Below are 14,708 nucleotides of genomic sequence, written 5' to 3' on the forward strand. Positions count from 1 at the left end.
ATCAGTCCGGGCTACTGCCGATGATGGCAGGTCAGCGTAGGGGGCGGTGGGCGTTTTCGTGCACCGACGGACCCGGTGCGGCGTCCGCGATCCAGGGGCCGTCGCCGGACGGGTCGAGCACGCCCTCCTCCAGCCAGGTGTAGGCGCCGCCGAGGACCCCTTCGACGACCTTGCGGTCGAGGTCGTCGGTGTTGGACCAGAGCCGGCCGAAGAGCTCCTCGACGCGGATCCGGGACTGTCGGCAGAAGGCGTCGGCGAGCTGATAGGCCTCGCGGCCGTGCTCGTCGGCGGCCCTGAGGTGTTCGGCGCGCACGCAGGCCGCGCTCATCGCGAAGAGCTCGGCGCCGATGTCGACGATCCGGCCGAGGAAGTTCTGCTTCGTCTCCATGCGGCCCTGCCAGCGGGACATCGCGTAGAACGTCGAGCGGGCGAGTTTGCGGGAGCCGCGTTCGACGTACCTCAGGTGGGTCGCCAGGTCGGGGTGCCCGGTCGGGTGGAACTCCCGGTAGGTGCCCGGGAGTTGGCCGGCTCCGGTGGCCAGCTGGGGCAGCCAGCGGGCGTAGAACCCGGCCGCGCGGGCGCCCGCCCTGGCCTTGTCGCCGAGGTCCTTCTCGGGGTCGATGATGTCGCCCGCGACCGCGAGGTGGGCGTCGACCGCTTCGCGGGCGATGAGCAGGTGCATGATCTCGGTCGAGCCCTCGAAGATCCGGTTGATCCGCAGGTCGCGGAGCATCTGCTCGGCCGGGACGGCCCGCTCGCCGCGCGCGGCGAGCGACTCGGCGGTCTCGAAACCGCGGCCGCCCCGGATCTGGACGAGTTCGTCGGCCATCAGGCAGGCCATCTCGGAGCCGTACAGCTTGGCGAGGGCCGCCTCGATGCGGATGTCGTTGCGGTCCTCGTCGGCCATCTGGGAGGCCAGGTCGACGACCGCCTCCAGGGCGAAGGTGGTGGCGGCGATGAAGGAGATCTTGGCGCCGACGGCCTCGTGCCGGGCGACGGGCCGACCCCACTGCTCGCGGACCCCGGACCACTCCCGGGCGATCTTCAGACACCACTTGCCGGCGCCGACGCACATCGCCGGCAGGGACAGCCGGCCGGTGTTCAGGGTGGTCAGCGCGATCTTGAGGCCGGCGCCCTCGGCGCCGATCCGCTGGGCGGCGGGGACCCGGACGCGGTGGAACCGGGTGACGCCGTTCTCCAGGCCGCGCAGACCCATGAAGGCGTTGCGGTGCTCGACGGTGATGCCCGGCGAGTCGGCCTCGACGACGAAGGCGGTGATCCCGCCGCGGTGGTTCTCGCCCTTCGGGACGCGGGCCATCACCACGAGCAGGTCCGCGACGACCCCGTTGGTGGTCCACAGCTTCACCCCGTCGAGGACGTACGCGTCCTCCCCGTCCGGGACGGCCGTGGTGGCCAGGCGCGCCGGGTCGGAGCCCACGTCGGGCTCGGTGAGCAGGAAGGCGCTGATGGCGGTGGTGGCGCAGCGCGGCAGGTAGGCGTCCTTCTGCTCCTGCGTCCCGAACATCTTCAGCGGTTGGGGCACGCCGATCGACTGGTGGGCGGAGAGCAGGGCCCCGATGGCCGGGCTGACCGAGCCGACGAGGGCGAGCGCCTTGTTGTAGTAGACCTGGGTGAGGCCGAGGCCGCCGTATTTGGGGTCGATCTTCATGCCGAGGGCGCCGAGCTCCTTGAGCCCGCGGACCGTCTCGTCGGGGATCCGCGCCTCCCGCTCGATGCGGGCGGCGGTTCCGTCGGCGAGCATCGCCTCGCAGAACTCCCGCATCCGGGCCAGGAAGGCCTCCCCGCGCCGGACGTCCTCGTCGGCGGGGAGCGGGTGGGGGTGGATCAGGTCGATCCGGAAGCGGCCGAGGAAGAGCTCCTTGGCGAAACTGGGCTTGCGCCAGTCCTGCTCCCGGGCCGCTTCCGCGACCTGCCGCGCCTCGCGCTCGGTCACCTTGGGCTGTACGGGCTGTACGGGCTGTGTTGCGGACATCCGGGTACTCACCTCGCCGCATCGGGACACTACCGATCGGTGCTACCTGTGAGTCGTACCCGATTCCGGGGCTCGGGAAAAGGCCGCGTGGGCCGTCCGGGCGGCCGTGTGGGCCGCCCGGGAAAAGGGGGACGGCCGGAGCCCCCGCACAGTAGGCTCCGGCCGTCGGTCTGGGACCGTACGAGATCAGATGTCGAGGCCGGTGAGGACCAGGACGCGCTCGTAGGTGTAGTCGTCCATCGCGTAGCGGACGCCCTCGCGGCCCACGCCGGACTGCTTGACGCCGCCGTACGGCATCTGGTCGGCCCGGTAGGAGGGCGCGTCGCCGATGATCACGCCGCCGACCTCCAGCTCGCGGTGGGCGCGGAAGGCGACCTGGATGTCACGGGTGAAGACGCCGGTCTGGAGACCGAACTTCGAGTCGTTGACGGCGGCGAAGGCCTCGTCGGTGTCCTCGACGCGCAGCAGGGTCAGGACCGGGCCGAAGACCTCTTCGGTGGCGAGCTTCACGCCGGCCGGAACGTCCGCGACGACGGTCGGCTCGACGGTGGCGCCGTCGCGCTTGCCGCCCGTGAGCAGCTTGGCGCCGGCGGCGACGGCCTCCTCGACCCAGGCCTCGACGCGCTTGGCGGCGTCCTCGGAGACCAGCGGGCCGACGTCGGTGGCGGAGTCGGAGGGGTCACCGGTGACCTGCTCGCGGACCTTCGCGACGACCTTCTCGGCCAGGCGGTCGTAGACGGACGCGTCGGCGATCACGCGCTGCACGGAGATGCAGGACTGGCCGGCCTGGTAGTTCGAGAAGGTCGCGATGCGGGTCGCGGCCCAGTCGAGGTCGGCCTCGGAGGACCAGTCGGCGAGGACGACCGCCGCGGCGTTGCCGCCGAGCTCCAGGGTGCAGTGCTTGTGCGGCACCGACTGCTGGATGGCGTAGCCGACGGTGTCGGAACCGGTGAAGGAGATGACGGGCAGGCGCTCGTCCTTGACCAGCGCCGGCATCTTCTCGTTGGCGACCGGCAGGACCGACCAGGAGCCGGCCGGGAGGTCGGTCTCGGCGAGCAGCTCGCCGAGGATCAGACCGGAGAGCGGGGTGGCCGGCGCCGGCTTCAGGATGATCGGCGCGCCGACGGCGATGGCCGGGGCCACCTTGTGGGCGCACAGGTTCAGCGGGAAGTTGAACGGCGCGATGCCGAGGACGGGACCCTTGACGAAGCGACGGGTCAGGGCCAGCCGGCCGACGCCACCGGCGTCGGTGTCCAGGCGCTGGGCCTCTCCGCCGTTGAAGCGACGGGCTTCCTCGGCCGCGAATCGGAACACGGACACCGCACGGCCGACCTCGCCGCGGGCCCACTTGACCGGCTTGCCGTTCTCGGCGGAGATCAGCTGGGCGATCTCCTCGGTGCGCTCGGCGAGGCGGCGCGACACGTGGTCCAGGGCCGCCGCACGTACGTGGGCGGGGGTGGCGGAGAACTCCGCCGTCACGGCGTGCGCCGCGGCCACGGCCTCTTCGACCTGGGCGTCGGTCGGCACGCTGACGGTACCGACGAGCCGTCCGTCCCACGGGTTGTGGACGTCGAAGCTGTCCTCGCCGGAGGCCTCGCGGCCGGCGAGCCAGAAGGCGTGGGTGGAGGTCATGCGAATCCCGGCCCTTCGGATTGTGCGGGGGGTACCTCGCAGCGGCAGCCGGAGGCGGGTCCTGTCCCCACCACCGTAGGACGCCGTCGGGGTTTCGTTGTTTATCCGGCGTGGAGCGGCGACCTGTCCGGCTTCGCCGGTTTGTCAGTGTCGTGGGCCGCGGGGGCCGTGCGCGGGCCCGGGAGGAGGGGGCCAAGGCGGCGGGGGGGGGCGGCCGGTGGGCGTGGTGCCAGGCGGGGGAGGGTGTCAGGGCGTGGGGGTGGTGTCAGGGCGTGGGGGTGGCCGCCTTCAGGGCGAGCCAGAGTTCCATCCGGACGTCCGGGTCGTCCAGGGAGCGCCCGAGGATCTCCTCGACCCGCTTCATCCGGTACCGCAGCGTGTGCCGGTGGACGCCCAGGTCGGCCGCGGCGGCGTCCCACTGGCCGTGGCGGGAGAGCCACGCCTGGAGCGAGGCCACCAGGTCGCCGCGGCCGGTCGCGTCGTGCTCCCGCAGGGCCCGCAGCGTGCCGTCCGCGAAGGCCCGTACGGCGTCGTCCGCGAGCAGCGGCAGGACCGAGCCCGCCGCGAGGTCCTCGTGCTCCACCATCGGCCGCCCCCGGCGCCGGGCCACGGCGAGGGCCTGGTCGGCCTGCTTGACGGCTGCGGCCACGCCCGTGGCGGCGGCCGGCGCGGACAGGCCCACCACCAGCTCGTCCGGCTCGGGGCCGGTCGCGTCCCGGCCGCGCCGGGCCTCCAGGGCCTCCGCGTGGTCGGCGCACGCCTGTACGGCGGATCCGCCGTCGGCGGCGAGCACCACGAGGCGGCCCTCCCCCGGGACCACGAGCAGCGCCTCACCGGTGCGGGCCGCCGCCGACTCCACGGCGTCGGCGAGCAGCGCCAGCCCCTCCGGTTGGGCGGTCCCGGGCAGCGCCGGCTCGGCGGTGACGATCCGGAACGGCGCCTCCAGCAGTGCCCCGTACAGGTCCCCGGCCACGGCCCGGGCGTGCTCGGCCTGGCCCTCCAGCAGCATCCGCAGCACGGCCGCGCCGAGTCGGGATTCCGCGTCGTGCAGCGAGCGCGAGCGTTCCGTGGTCAGGGTCAGCAGGGCGACGGCCGAGTGCACCGCGTACCGCTCGGCGGTGCCCAGCGGGGCGCCCGTACCGACGGCGAGCGCGCCCCGGGCCCGGCGGCCGGTGCCAAGGGACTGGAGTTCGACCCGGTCGTCGGAGCCGCCCACAACGGCGCTCGCCGGCGCGGGGCGCTCGCGCAGGCGCTCCACGTCGGGGGTGAGCCGGGCGGCGCGGCGTGCGGCCCAGTCCGGCGCGGCGGCGACGACCGCGCCGGAGGTGTCGTACAGCGCGGCCCACCCGTGGACGTGGGCGGCGAGCTTCGTCAGCAGTTCGGCGGGCCCGTCGGCGGACAGGGCGGCCCGGGTCAGTTCGCGCTGCGCCTCGAAGCCGGCGGTGACGGCCCGGTACTGGTCGGCGGCGAGGGCGGCGGAGACGGCCTTGCTGATGGCCAGGAACGGGGTCCGGCGCGGCACCTCCAGCAGCGGCAGGTCCTCCTCCCGGGCGGCCTCGACGAGCGCGTCGGGGACGGCGTCGTAGTTCACCCCGACGGCGAAGCCGATGCCGACGACGCCGGCGGCCGCGAGGCGACGTACGTAGCGGCGCATCTCCTCGGGGTCGTCCGCGTCCAGCTTCATGGCGGTGACCAGCAGCAGCTCGCCGCCCTCCATGTAGGGGACGGGGTCGGCCAGCTCACTGACGTGGGCCCAGCGCACGGGCGTGTCGAGACGGGTCTCCCCGGCCCGGACGCTGAGCTTGAGCGCCGAGTGCTGGACGAGCGAGGCGAGGGTGAGCGGCATCGGGTACCAGGTGCCTTACGCGGGAGGGGAGGGAACGGGCGGGGGAGGTACGGGGACCCGCGGGGTGGGGCGGGCATCGGGGTTTTCGACGTGTCGTATGAAGGACCCCATTCGATTCTGCCACCCCGTACGGGTCCGCTCAGCCCTTCCCGGCCAGCCGCAGCAGCAGCGGAGCGGCCCGTTCCCCGCGTACGGAGGTCAGGGACAGCACCGCGCAGCCGGGCGGTACGGCGTGCGCGAGGTCGGAGGCCGACCAGCGTTCGCGCTCCACCTGGCGCACGGTCACCGCGTCCGTCGTGACGGCCTTGCCGGTGACCAGCTTGCGGAAGGCGTGGATGGCCCGGGTCAGCGGTTGGTCGGCGAAGACCGTCCGGTGCGTGACGTCGCGGGTCTCGACCCACTCGGTGCCCCAGGCCTCGGCGAAGCGCTTGCCGTCCCAGGTGGTCACCCCGGAGAAGGCCATCCGGCAGCCGACGGCGCCGAGCAGCGGGGTGCGCAGGACCTCCGGTACGTCGTCCAGGGTGCGCAGCGTCAGCAGTACCCCGGCGTTCGCGGACCGCAGCCGCTGTACGCCGCGCACGGTCTCGGGGGTCAGGGTGTGCGAGGCGTCGTCGAGGGCGAGGAAGGCGAAGAGCGAGCGGTCGGCGCGGGCCGCGGCGGCCGCGTTGAACTGGGCGAGGAGCAGCCGGGACAGCATCCGCGAGGCGTCGGCGTGCCCGCGCTCGGGCAGGTCGACGCGGACCCGGATCGGGTGCTCCAAGGCGCGCATGGAGAAGGGCCGGCCCTGGCCGCCGGTGTCGAAGAACCCGGCGAAGGCCGGCCGGTCGAGCAGGGCGAGCCGGTCCGCGAGGGCAGGGCCGGGGTCACCGTGGGCGCCGTGCTGACGGCTCCGGGCATCGAGCTCTCGGAGCATCGCGGGCCGCCCGGCACCCTCGGCGTCCTCCAGCGCGCGGCGGAGCGCGGCGAGGGCGGGCGGCAGCCCGTCGAGCAGCTCGCGCAACTCGGGCACGGCGGGGAACCGGCCGTGGGCGACGTGGAACGGCCCCAGCAGCTGTGCGAGCGCGGTGGCGGCGCGGCGCACGTCCACCCCGGGGACGTCCCCGACGAAGGCCTCGGCGAGGAGCGTGGCGGCCTCGTCGGGGTCGGCGGCGCCGCCGTAGAGGTCGAGGTCGTAGAGGGAACCGGGGTCCCCGACGCGGACGACGACGTCGTACGCCGCGTCGGGACCGAGCTCGGCCCCTGCCGCGCCGACGGCCACGACGGCGACCTGCCCGGCCAACGCCTGCAGGGCGAGGCTCTCCACGACCGGCCGCACCAGCCGGGAGGTCTTGCCGCTGCCGGACGGGCCGACTGCGAGCAGGGAGGTCCCGAGCACCCCGGGGTCGAGGGCGAGGGCGGTGCCGCGGCGCGCGTAGGGGTTGCGCTCGCCGTCCTCGACGGTCCCGAGCAGCACCTGCCGGACCAGCAGGTCGTGCCGGGCGGCACGCACGGGCAGGTCCCGCGCCCCGGACGGGTGCACGCAGGCCCCCGCCCCCTTCTCCCGCACGGACTCGGCGAACGCCTGCCGCCGCGCCGGATCCACCCGCACGGACTCCCAGGCCCGCCGGATCCGCGCGTAGTCGACGTCATTCATCCGCCCCCCGACCACCTCCCCCTCAAGCCGATCGGCAACATCCCCCAGCCCGGCCTGTCGCACCTGCGGCCAACGCGAAGCGTCGTCGGACCCATCGGGTTCGCCGTCATGGGGCTGCGGCTGCGGGGTCTGGATCCCACGAGCACCGGGCGCAGGAACGGCCTTCGGCCGGTAGAGACCCCACCAGGCGAAGAACAGGACGACCAGCACATAGATGGCGGTTTGGGCGCTGTCGACAAGGAACTGCGAACGTTCCCGGCCGACACCTTCCACGGGAAGCACGGAAAAGACGAGACTCCGCAGCGGTACGGCATCGCCTGCTACGAGCGCGATGGTGATCAAGGCCCCCACCGCCGCGGCCACCCCTTGAAACGATCGACCACGGGCGACGATCAGGCGCCGCCAGACGGTCGGCCACGCTCCGAGCTTGCCGAATCCGTAGAGCAGGCCGATCACAACCAGCATTTCGTACACCCGCATGGCGGCGTCACCGGCCGTGCCGAGCATCGGATCCCGTCCCAGGGGTGGCCACCAATCATTCGGCGTGACCAAGCGGGGCGGGACCCTCCAGTAAGGAACGTAGTTGTTGCTCAGGAGCGACCAGATCAGCGCGCAGGCCAGCAGCGAGATGACGGCACCGCTCAGCAACGCGCGCGCAGGAGCATCCACCGACTCTTCGTCGCCGCGGGGAACGTACCCCGGCCGCCACACCCCCGGCTCCGCCGTGGGCCTCGGCTTGCGGAGCCAGTCGGCGAAAGGCGAAGCCGCACCGGACCCGCGCACGGGAGCCGGAGGCCTCGTCGGCATCGGCGGCACCCCACCCGCCTCCCCCGCCGGCCGCGGCACCCGCCCCGCGCGGGTCGCCCGTCCCTCGTACGCACCGTCGGTGTCCATGAACCCCTGCCCCCTACCCGTGCCGTACCCGTGCCGTGCGCTGCGCTGCGGCGCTCAATCTAGTGCCCGGCCCCGACCTTCGGCCGTAGCCGGGCATGATCCACGAGACATCCACCGGACACCGCCGGATTCGTTCCTATGGCCGTCACGGACAAGGACACACCGACACCACTCCCGAACGGCGCATGCCTTACCCCCTTCCCCGGACCTAACCTGCGGACAAAGACACAAGTGCGTCCGAAAACACCCCCCAGGAGCCCCCTATGACCGCTGTCCCGCAGGAGCGCCGCATCGTCACCGCGATCCCCGGCCCCAAGTCGCAGGAGCTGCAGGCCCGCCGCCTTTCGACGGTGGCCGGCGGCGTGGGCTCCGTGCTGCCCGTGTTCACGGCCCGCGCGGGCGGCGGGATCATCGAGGACGTCGACGGCAACCGCCTGATCGACTTCGGCTCCGGCATCGCCGTGACCTCGGTCGGCGCCTCCGCCGAGGCCGTCGTGCGCCGCGCCTCCGCGCAGCTCGCCGACTTCACGCACACCTGTTTCATGGTCACGCCGTACGAGGGCTACGTCGAGGTCTGCGAGGCCCTCGCCGAGCTGACCCCGGGTGACCACGCGAAGAAGTCGGCGCTGTTCAACTCGGGCGCCGAGGCCGTCGAGAACGCCGTCAAGATCGCCCGTTCGTACACCAAGCGCCAGGCGGTCGTCGTCTTCGACCACGGCTACCACGGCCGTACGAACCTGACGATGGCGCTGACCTCGAAGAACATGCCGTACAAGCAGGGCTTCGGTCCGTTCGCCCCCGAGGTCTACCGCGTCCCGGTCGCCTACGGCTACCGCTGGCCCACCGGCGCCGAGAACTGCGGCCCCGAGGCCGCCGCCCAGGCGATCGACCAGATCAGCAAGCAGATCGGCGCGGACAACGTCGCCGCGATCATCATCGAGCCGGTGCTCGGTGAGGGCGGCTTCATCGAGCCGGCCAAGGGCTTCCTCCCGGCGATCGTGAAGTTCGCCAACGACAACGGCATCGTCTTCGTCGCCGACGAGATCCAGTCCGGCTTCTGCCGCACCGGTCAGTGGTTCGCGTGCGAGGACGAGGGCATCGTCCCCGACCTGATCACGACCGCCAAGGGCATCGCGGGCGGCCTGCCGCTCGCCGCCGTGACGGGCCGCGCCGAGATGATGGACTCCGTCCACGGCGGCGGTCTGGGCGGCACCTACGGCGGCAACCCGGTGGCGTGCGCGGGTGCGCTCGGCTCCATCGAGACCATGAAGGAGCTCGACCTCAACGCCGCGGCGAAGAAGATCGAGTCCCTCATGAAGTCCCGCCTGACGGCCATGCAGGAGAAGTACGAGATCATCGGCGACATCCGCGGTCGCGGCGCCATGATCGCGATCGAGCTGGTCAAGGACCCCGCGTCCAAGACCCCGAACCCGGAGGCGGCCGGCGCGCTCGCCAAGGCCTGCCACGCCGAGGGTCTGCTCGTCCTGACCTGCGGCACCTACGGCAACGTGCTGCGCTTCCTCCCGCCGATCGTCATCGGCGAGGACCTGCTGAACGAGGGCCTGGACATCCTGGAGACCGCGTTCGCGGGCATCTGATCCACGCTCCGCCCACGGGCCCCCGGTCCACGGGCATCTGATCGAACGATGGGAACGTTCGGTCGCAACATTCCGACCCTACCGGCGGTAACGGTCGGGCACTGTGAAGAAGCTGTGCGGGGCCGATGGCGGGAGCGCGTTCCCGCTGTCGGCCCCTCTTCCGTTGGCGTACGGTTTCTGCAGATGAGTGAGACAGACCGTTCGCGGGAAACCGAGGACGACACCAGTACCGGGCTTCCCCAGCGCCGTATTGGGCATGCGTTCGCGCACACTCCTCACCGATCGGACGGCCGTCCGCCCCAAACCCCCCGGGGCGCGCGGCAACCCGATCCGGGCGGCCGTCCCGGAACCATCCCCCCTGTTCCGGGACGGCCGGCCACTCTCCTCCTCGCGGGCCTCTGCCCCCTCCTCTTCGCCCTGATCACCTGGCAGGTCCTGGTGAACGGGCCACTGCTGGATCCCGATCGGGCCCTGAGCCGCGCGCTCGTCCGCACGGTCCCCGACGCGGTCACCGAAGCCCTCGCGGACCTGGGCAACGTGCCCGTCGCCCTGCCCGTGCTCCTCGTCGCGATGGCGTACGCCCTGCGCCGCGGGGACCGCCGCGGACCGCTCGTGGCCGCCGTGGCGATGGCCCTGGTGCCGGCGCTCGTCATCCCCTTCAAGGAGTGGACCGCCCGACCGGGCCCGCTGGAGCCCTGGGCCGCCGGCTACTTCCCCTCGGGCCACACGGCCACCGCCCTGACGGCCTATGCGGGCGCGGCCCTGCTCGTCGCCCCGTACGCACGCCGCGACTGGCCCCTGCCCCTCGCCGCGGCCCTGACCGCCCTGACCGCGACGGGCCTGATCCTGCGCGGCTTCCACTGGCCCCTGGACGTCCTGGCCAGCCTCCTCCTCTGCGCGCCCCTCCTCCTCTGCGTGCGCCGGGCGGTCTTCTACCGTCGCCCCTCCCCCGGGGCCGGCCGGCCGGGCTGACCCCGCCACGGGGCCGGGGCCGCGGAAATCCCCGCCGGAACGGCCGCGGGCCGCGACCCCGTGAGGTCGCGACCCGGGCATGGCAAGGGAGGTGGGGGTCAGCCCCCGAAGTAGGCGTCGAAGTTGCGGCTGAACTCCCAGCCGCCGAAGCGGTCCCAGTTGATGGACCAGGTCATCAGGCCCCGCAGGGCCGGCCAGGTCCCGTGGGTCTGGTAGGTGCCGCAGTTCTGCTTCTTGGTGAGGCAGTCCAGCGCCTTGGTCACCTCGGCCGGGGAGGTGTGGCCGTTGCCGGCGTTCGTGGTCGCCGGGAGGCCGATGGCGATCTGGTCGGGGCGCAGGGGCGGGAAGACGCGGGCGGTGTTGCCCGCGACGGGGAAGCCGGTGAGCAGCATGTCGTTCATGGCGATGTGGAAGTCGGCGCCGCCCATGGAGTGGTACTGGTTGTCCAGGCCCATGATCGGCCCGGAGTTGTAGTCCTGGACGTGGAGCAGGGTCAGGTCGTCGCGCAGGGCGTGGATGACGGGGAGGTAGGCGCCGGCGCGCGGGTCCTGACCGCCCCAGGGGCCGGAACCGTAGAACTGGTGGCCGAGCTGGACGAAGAACGTCTCGGGGGCCATCGTCAGGACGAAGTCGGGGCCGTACTTGGCCTTGAGGGTCTTCACGGCGGCGATCAGGTTGACGATCACGGGGGTGGTCGGGGCGCGGAAGTCGGTGTCGCCGGTGGCGAGGGAGAGGGAGTGGCCCTCGAAGTCGATGTCGAGGCCGTCGAGGCCGTACTCGTCGATGATCTTGCCGACGGAGGTGACGAAGGCGTCGCGGGCGGCGGGGGTGGCGAGTTGGACCTGGCCGTTCTGGCCGCCGATGGAGATCAGGACCTTCTTGCCCGCGGCCTGCTTGGCCTTGATGGCGGCCTTGAACTCGGCCGGGGACTCCACGTTCGGGCATTCGGCGACGGGGCACAGCTGGAAGCGGATGTCGCCCGAGGTGACGGAGGTCGGTTCGCCGAACGCGAGGTTGATGACGTCCCAGGAGGCGGGGACGTCGGCCATCCGTACGTAGCCGGAGCCGTTGGCGAAGCTCGCGTGGAGGTAGCCGACGAGGGCGTGCGCGGGCAGGCCGGGGCCGCCCGGGCCGCCGCCGTCGGGGGGTGTGGTGGCGGAGGCCGGGGCACTGCGCGGGGATTCGCCCGCCGCGTTCACGGCGCTGACCTGGAAGGTGTGCGTGGTGGCGGGGGCGAGCCCGGTGACCGTGGCGGAGGTGGCGGTGGCGGTCTGCGGGGCGGCGCCCGCGCGGTGGATGCGGTAGGAGGTGGCTCCGGTGACGGGGGCCCAGGTGAGGGCCACCGATCCGGCGGAGGTTGCGGTCGCGCTCAGGCCGGTGGGGGCGGCCGGGAGCTGGGGTTGGCCCGGACCGCCGGGGTCCGGGCCGATCAGGGTGACGCCGTCGGTGTGGTGGGCGGGCTGGCCGTACCAGCCGTGGGTCCAGACGGTCACCGAGGTGGTGGCGGGACCGGTGCGGAAGGTGGTGGTGAGCTGCTTCCACGCGCCGGCGCTCTGGGTCCAGACGGCGGGGTCGGTGGTGCCGGTCCCGGTCGCGCCGAGGTAGACGTAGGCGCCCTGCACCCAGGCGGCGAGTGCGTACGTCGAGTCCGGCTTGACGGTGACGGTCTGGGAGCAGCGGGCGTTGTCCTGGCCGGCCGGGGTGGCCCGGAGCGCCGAAGTTCCGCTGTGGACGGGGGTGGTGACGGCGGCTCCGCTGCCGCCGGAGCAGCTCCAGCCGTCGAGGCCCGCCTCGAAGCCGCCGTTGCGTACGAGATCGGCGTCCGCCGCCGCGGCCGGCGGGCCCGCGGCGAGGAAGCCGGCCGCCGCCAGGGCGGCGGCCGTAAGGATGGACCAGGCTCTGCGCACAACTGCCTCCGGGGCATGGGGGGATGGAGGGGGTCAGCGGCGCCCAAGATGGTCCAGACCAATGTGCTTGTCAAGGCTTCCGTCCCTCCCCCTCCCGCGGACCGCCGGCGGCCGAGGCCGCGGCGATCGCCGCGGCCTCGTGCATGGCGAGTTCCAGGACGGCCGGGTCGGTGAGGGTTCCGCTGCCGTCCGGGACCACCAGCCAGCGGACGCCGCCGGTCGCCCGGCCGGGGTACGGGACCACGATCCAGGTGCCGGGCCCGGCTCCCCGTACGCCGGTGCCGAGCCAGCGCGAGGCCGTCCCCGGGGGTACGAAGAAGCCCACCCGGGAATCCCCGAAGTCGGCCAGTACCGGCCCCGGTCCGCCGGGCAGCCGGCGCAGGACGTCCAGCGCGGCCCGCCCCAGCTCCCCCGGGAGGATGAGCACGTCCCAGCTCCGGCCGGCCGGGAGGAGGGTGACCCCGAGGGGGTTGCGCTCCCACTCCCAGCGGCAGGCATCGGGATCCGGCGCCACCGATACCAGCCATTCCACTGCCGTCTTGATCCCCGCGAGCGTCATCGCCCGGCCTCCGTTCGTCTCGTGCGGTGAGGGGTTCTCACCGGGAGAGAGCGGGGCCGGGCCCGGGTATGACGCGGGTTGCGCTACTCGGTGGTAGTGAAGCGGGTCACACGGTGATCGCGCGTGCGCCCGGCGCACGGCGGTCGGTTCATCCGTTGATCACCCGTCACCCGTCGATCACTCCTCATCCGTCCTTCGCCCGTCCGCCCATCGCCACCGGGACGATCGACGACGGGCGGGCCCGCCGCCGGTCAGCTGTCGAAGCCGAGTCCCAGGCGGTCCATCGCCTTGAGCCAGAGGTTGCGGTGCCCGCCCTTGGCGTCCGCGCGGGCCAGCGACCACTTCGTGAGGGTGATCCCGGTCCAGGCGAACGGCTCGGGCGGGAACGGCATCGGCTTGGAGCGCACCATCTCCAGCCGGGTGCGCTCGGTGGGGACGCCGTCCAGCAGGTCGAGCATCACGTCCGCGCCGAAGCGGGTGGCGCCCACGCCCAGTCCGGTGTAGCCGGCCGCGTAGGCGACCTTGCCGGAGTGCGCGGTGCCGAAGAAGGCGGAGAACCGCGAGCAGGTGTCGATGGCGCCGCCCCAGGCGTGGCTGAATTTCACCCCTTCCAACTGCGGGAAGGCGGTGAAGAAGTGCTCCGCGAGCTTGAGGTAGGTCTCGGGGCGGTGGTCGTACTCGGAGTCGAGCTTGCCCCGGTAGGGGTAGATCGCGTCGTAGCCGCCCCACAGGATCCGGTGGTCCCGGGTGATCCGGAAGTAGTGGAACTGGTTGGCGCTGTCCCCCAGCCCCTGCCGGTTCCGCCAGCCGATGGCGTCGAGCTGCTCCGGCGTCAGGGGCTCGGTCATCAGCGCGTAGTCGTACACCGGGACCGTGAACGGCCGGATCCGCTTGACCAGCGACGGGAAGATGTTGGTGCCGAGCGCGACCCGGCGCGCGAGGATCACCCCGTACGGGGTGCGTACGGTCATCGCTGCCCCGGCCGGGGCCAGCTTCAGGCCGGGGGTGTTCTCGTAGATCCGTACGCCCAGGTCCAGGCAGGCCCGCTTGAGGCCCCAGGCCAGCTTCGCCGGGTTGAGCATGGCGACGCCGTCGCGGTCCCACAGGCCGGCGAGGAAGGTCGGCGAGTTGACCTCGGCCCGCAGGGCGTCGCCTTCCAGCCACGTGGAGCCGTCACCGAGGCCGAGGCCGAGGGCCTCCTCGTGGAGCTCGCGCAGTTCCTCGACCTGGTGCGGTTCGGTCGCCACGTCGATCTCGCCGGTGCGCTCGAAGTCGCAGTCGATGCCGTAGCGGGCGACGGCCTCCTCGATGGCGTCGAGGTTGCGGGCGCCCAGCTCCTCCAGCTTCGCGAGGTCGTCGGGCCAGCGGGCCAGCCCGTTGGCGAAGCCGTGCGTGAGGGAGGCGGCGCAGAAGCCCCCGTTGCGCCCGGAGGCGGCCCAGCCCGCCTCCTTGCTCTCGATCAGGACGACGTCCCGGCCCGGGTCGCGCTCCTTGGCGAGCAGCGCGGTCCACAGGCCGCTGTAGCCGCCGCCGATGACGAGCAGGTCGCAGCGCTCGTCGGAGGTCAGGGCGGGCTGCGGGGCGGGCTTGCCGGGGTCGTCCAGCCAGTACGAGACGGGCTTCGCTTCGGAAAGAGAATTCGCGACACTACGCATGGCGACTGGGGCCATGTCT

The 14,708-nt window shown here is 72.9% G+C and carries 9 protein-coding genes; 2 read left to right on the top strand and 7 right to left on the bottom strand.

Translation table 11 applies throughout. The features are described from left to right. Positions 1 to 31: 31 nt before the first annotated feature. From ACFY0I_RS30430 to ACFY0I_RS30445, 4 genes are all read right to left on the bottom strand, one after another. Positions 32 to 1,993 (bottom strand): acyl-CoA dehydrogenase family protein, encoded by a 1,962-nt coding sequence (locus tag ACFY0I_RS30430; RefSeq protein ID WP_388901833.1) that lies wholly within the window; start codon positions 1,991 to 1,993, stop codon positions 32 to 34. A 186-nt stretch (positions 1,994 to 2,179) separates the two neighbouring features. After that, positions 2,180 to 3,625, bottom strand: coding sequence for an aldehyde dehydrogenase family protein (locus tag ACFY0I_RS30435; protein WP_388901834.1), 1,446 nt, complete (start codon positions 3,623 to 3,625; stop codon positions 2,180 to 2,182). A 265-nt stretch (positions 3,626 to 3,890) separates the two neighbouring features. Further along, positions 3,891 to 5,471 (bottom strand): PucR family transcriptional regulator, encoded by a 1,581-nt coding sequence (locus ACFY0I_RS30440; protein WP_388901836.1) that lies wholly within the window; start codon positions 5,469 to 5,471, stop codon positions 3,891 to 3,893. A 139-nt stretch (positions 5,472 to 5,610) separates the two neighbouring features. Next, positions 5,611 to 7,104 carry an ATP-binding protein gene (locus ACFY0I_RS30445; RefSeq protein ID WP_388901837.1) on the bottom strand — a complete coding sequence of 498 codons (1,494 nt, stop codon included), beginning with the start codon at positions 7,102 to 7,104 and terminating at the stop codon, positions 5,611 to 5,613. Between the two features lie 1,157 nt (positions 7,105 to 8,261). Between ACFY0I_RS30445 and gabT the strand changes: the two genes are divergently transcribed. Continuing rightward, a complete protein-coding gene (gene gabT / locus ACFY0I_RS30450) occupies positions 8,262 to 9,596 on the top strand; it encodes a 4-aminobutyrate--2-oxoglutarate transaminase (protein ID WP_388901839.1) in 1,335 nt (444 codons plus the stop codon). A 438-nt stretch (positions 9,597 to 10,034) separates the two neighbouring features. After that, positions 10,035 to 10,568 carry a phosphatase PAP2 family protein gene (locus ACFY0I_RS30455; RefSeq protein WP_388901841.1) on the top strand — a complete coding sequence of 178 codons (534 nt, stop codon included), beginning with the start codon at positions 10,035 to 10,037 and terminating at the stop codon, positions 10,566 to 10,568. Between the two features lie 98 nt (positions 10,569 to 10,666). On the opposite strand, the gene ACFY0I_RS30460 is transcribed toward ACFY0I_RS30455, so the two are convergent. From ACFY0I_RS30460 to ACFY0I_RS30470, 3 genes are all read right to left on the bottom strand, one after another. Then, positions 10,667 to 12,457: a chitinase gene (locus tag ACFY0I_RS30460; protein WP_388901998.1), complete on the bottom strand. Its 1,791-nt coding sequence runs from the start codon at positions 12,455 to 12,457 to the stop codon at positions 10,667 to 10,669. Between the two features lie 88 nt (positions 12,458 to 12,545). Further along, positions 12,546 to 13,034 (bottom strand): hypothetical protein, encoded by a 489-nt coding sequence (locus tag ACFY0I_RS30465; RefSeq protein WP_388901843.1) that lies wholly within the window; start codon positions 13,032 to 13,034, stop codon positions 12,546 to 12,548. A 251-nt stretch (positions 13,035 to 13,285) separates the two neighbouring features. Next, positions 13,286 to 14,704: an NAD(P)/FAD-dependent oxidoreductase gene (locus ACFY0I_RS30470; protein ID WP_388901845.1), complete on the bottom strand. Its 1,419-nt coding sequence runs from the start codon at positions 14,702 to 14,704 to the stop codon at positions 13,286 to 13,288. Between the last annotated feature and the right edge of the window lie 4 nt (positions 14,705 to 14,708).

This window comes from Streptomyces sp. NPDC001568 (assembly GCF_042893755.1).
Classification (GTDB): domain Bacteria; phylum Actinomycetota; class Actinomycetes; order Streptomycetales; family Streptomycetaceae; genus Streptomyces.

Excerpts from the sequence above, each read along its gene's own strand:
- gabT (WP_388901839.1), top strand. The coding sequence starts at position 8,262 with ATGACCGCTGTCCCGCAGGAGCGCCGCATCGTCACCGCGATCCCCGGC.
- ACFY0I_RS30435 (WP_388901834.1), bottom strand. The coding sequence starts at position 3,625 with ATGACCTCCACCCACGCCTTCTGGCTCGCCGGCCGCGAGGCCTCCGGC.
- ACFY0I_RS30465 (WP_388901843.1), bottom strand. The coding sequence starts at position 13,034 with ATGACGCTCGCGGGGATCAAGACGGCAGTGGAATGGCTGGTATCGGTG.
- ACFY0I_RS30440 (WP_388901836.1), bottom strand. The coding sequence starts at position 5,471 with ATGCCGCTCACCCTCGCCTCGCTCGTCCAGCACTCGGCGCTCAAGCTC.
- ACFY0I_RS30470 (WP_388901845.1), bottom strand. The coding sequence starts at position 14,704 with ATGGCCCCAGTCGCCATGCGTAGTGTCGCGAATTCTCTTTCCGAAGCG.
- ACFY0I_RS30445 (WP_388901837.1), bottom strand. The coding sequence starts at position 7,104 with ATGAATGACGTCGACTACGCGCGGATCCGGCGGGCCTGGGAGTCCGTG.
- ACFY0I_RS30430 (WP_388901833.1), bottom strand. The coding sequence starts at position 1,993 with ATGTCCGCAACACAGCCCGTACAGCCCGTACAGCCCAAGGTGACCGAG.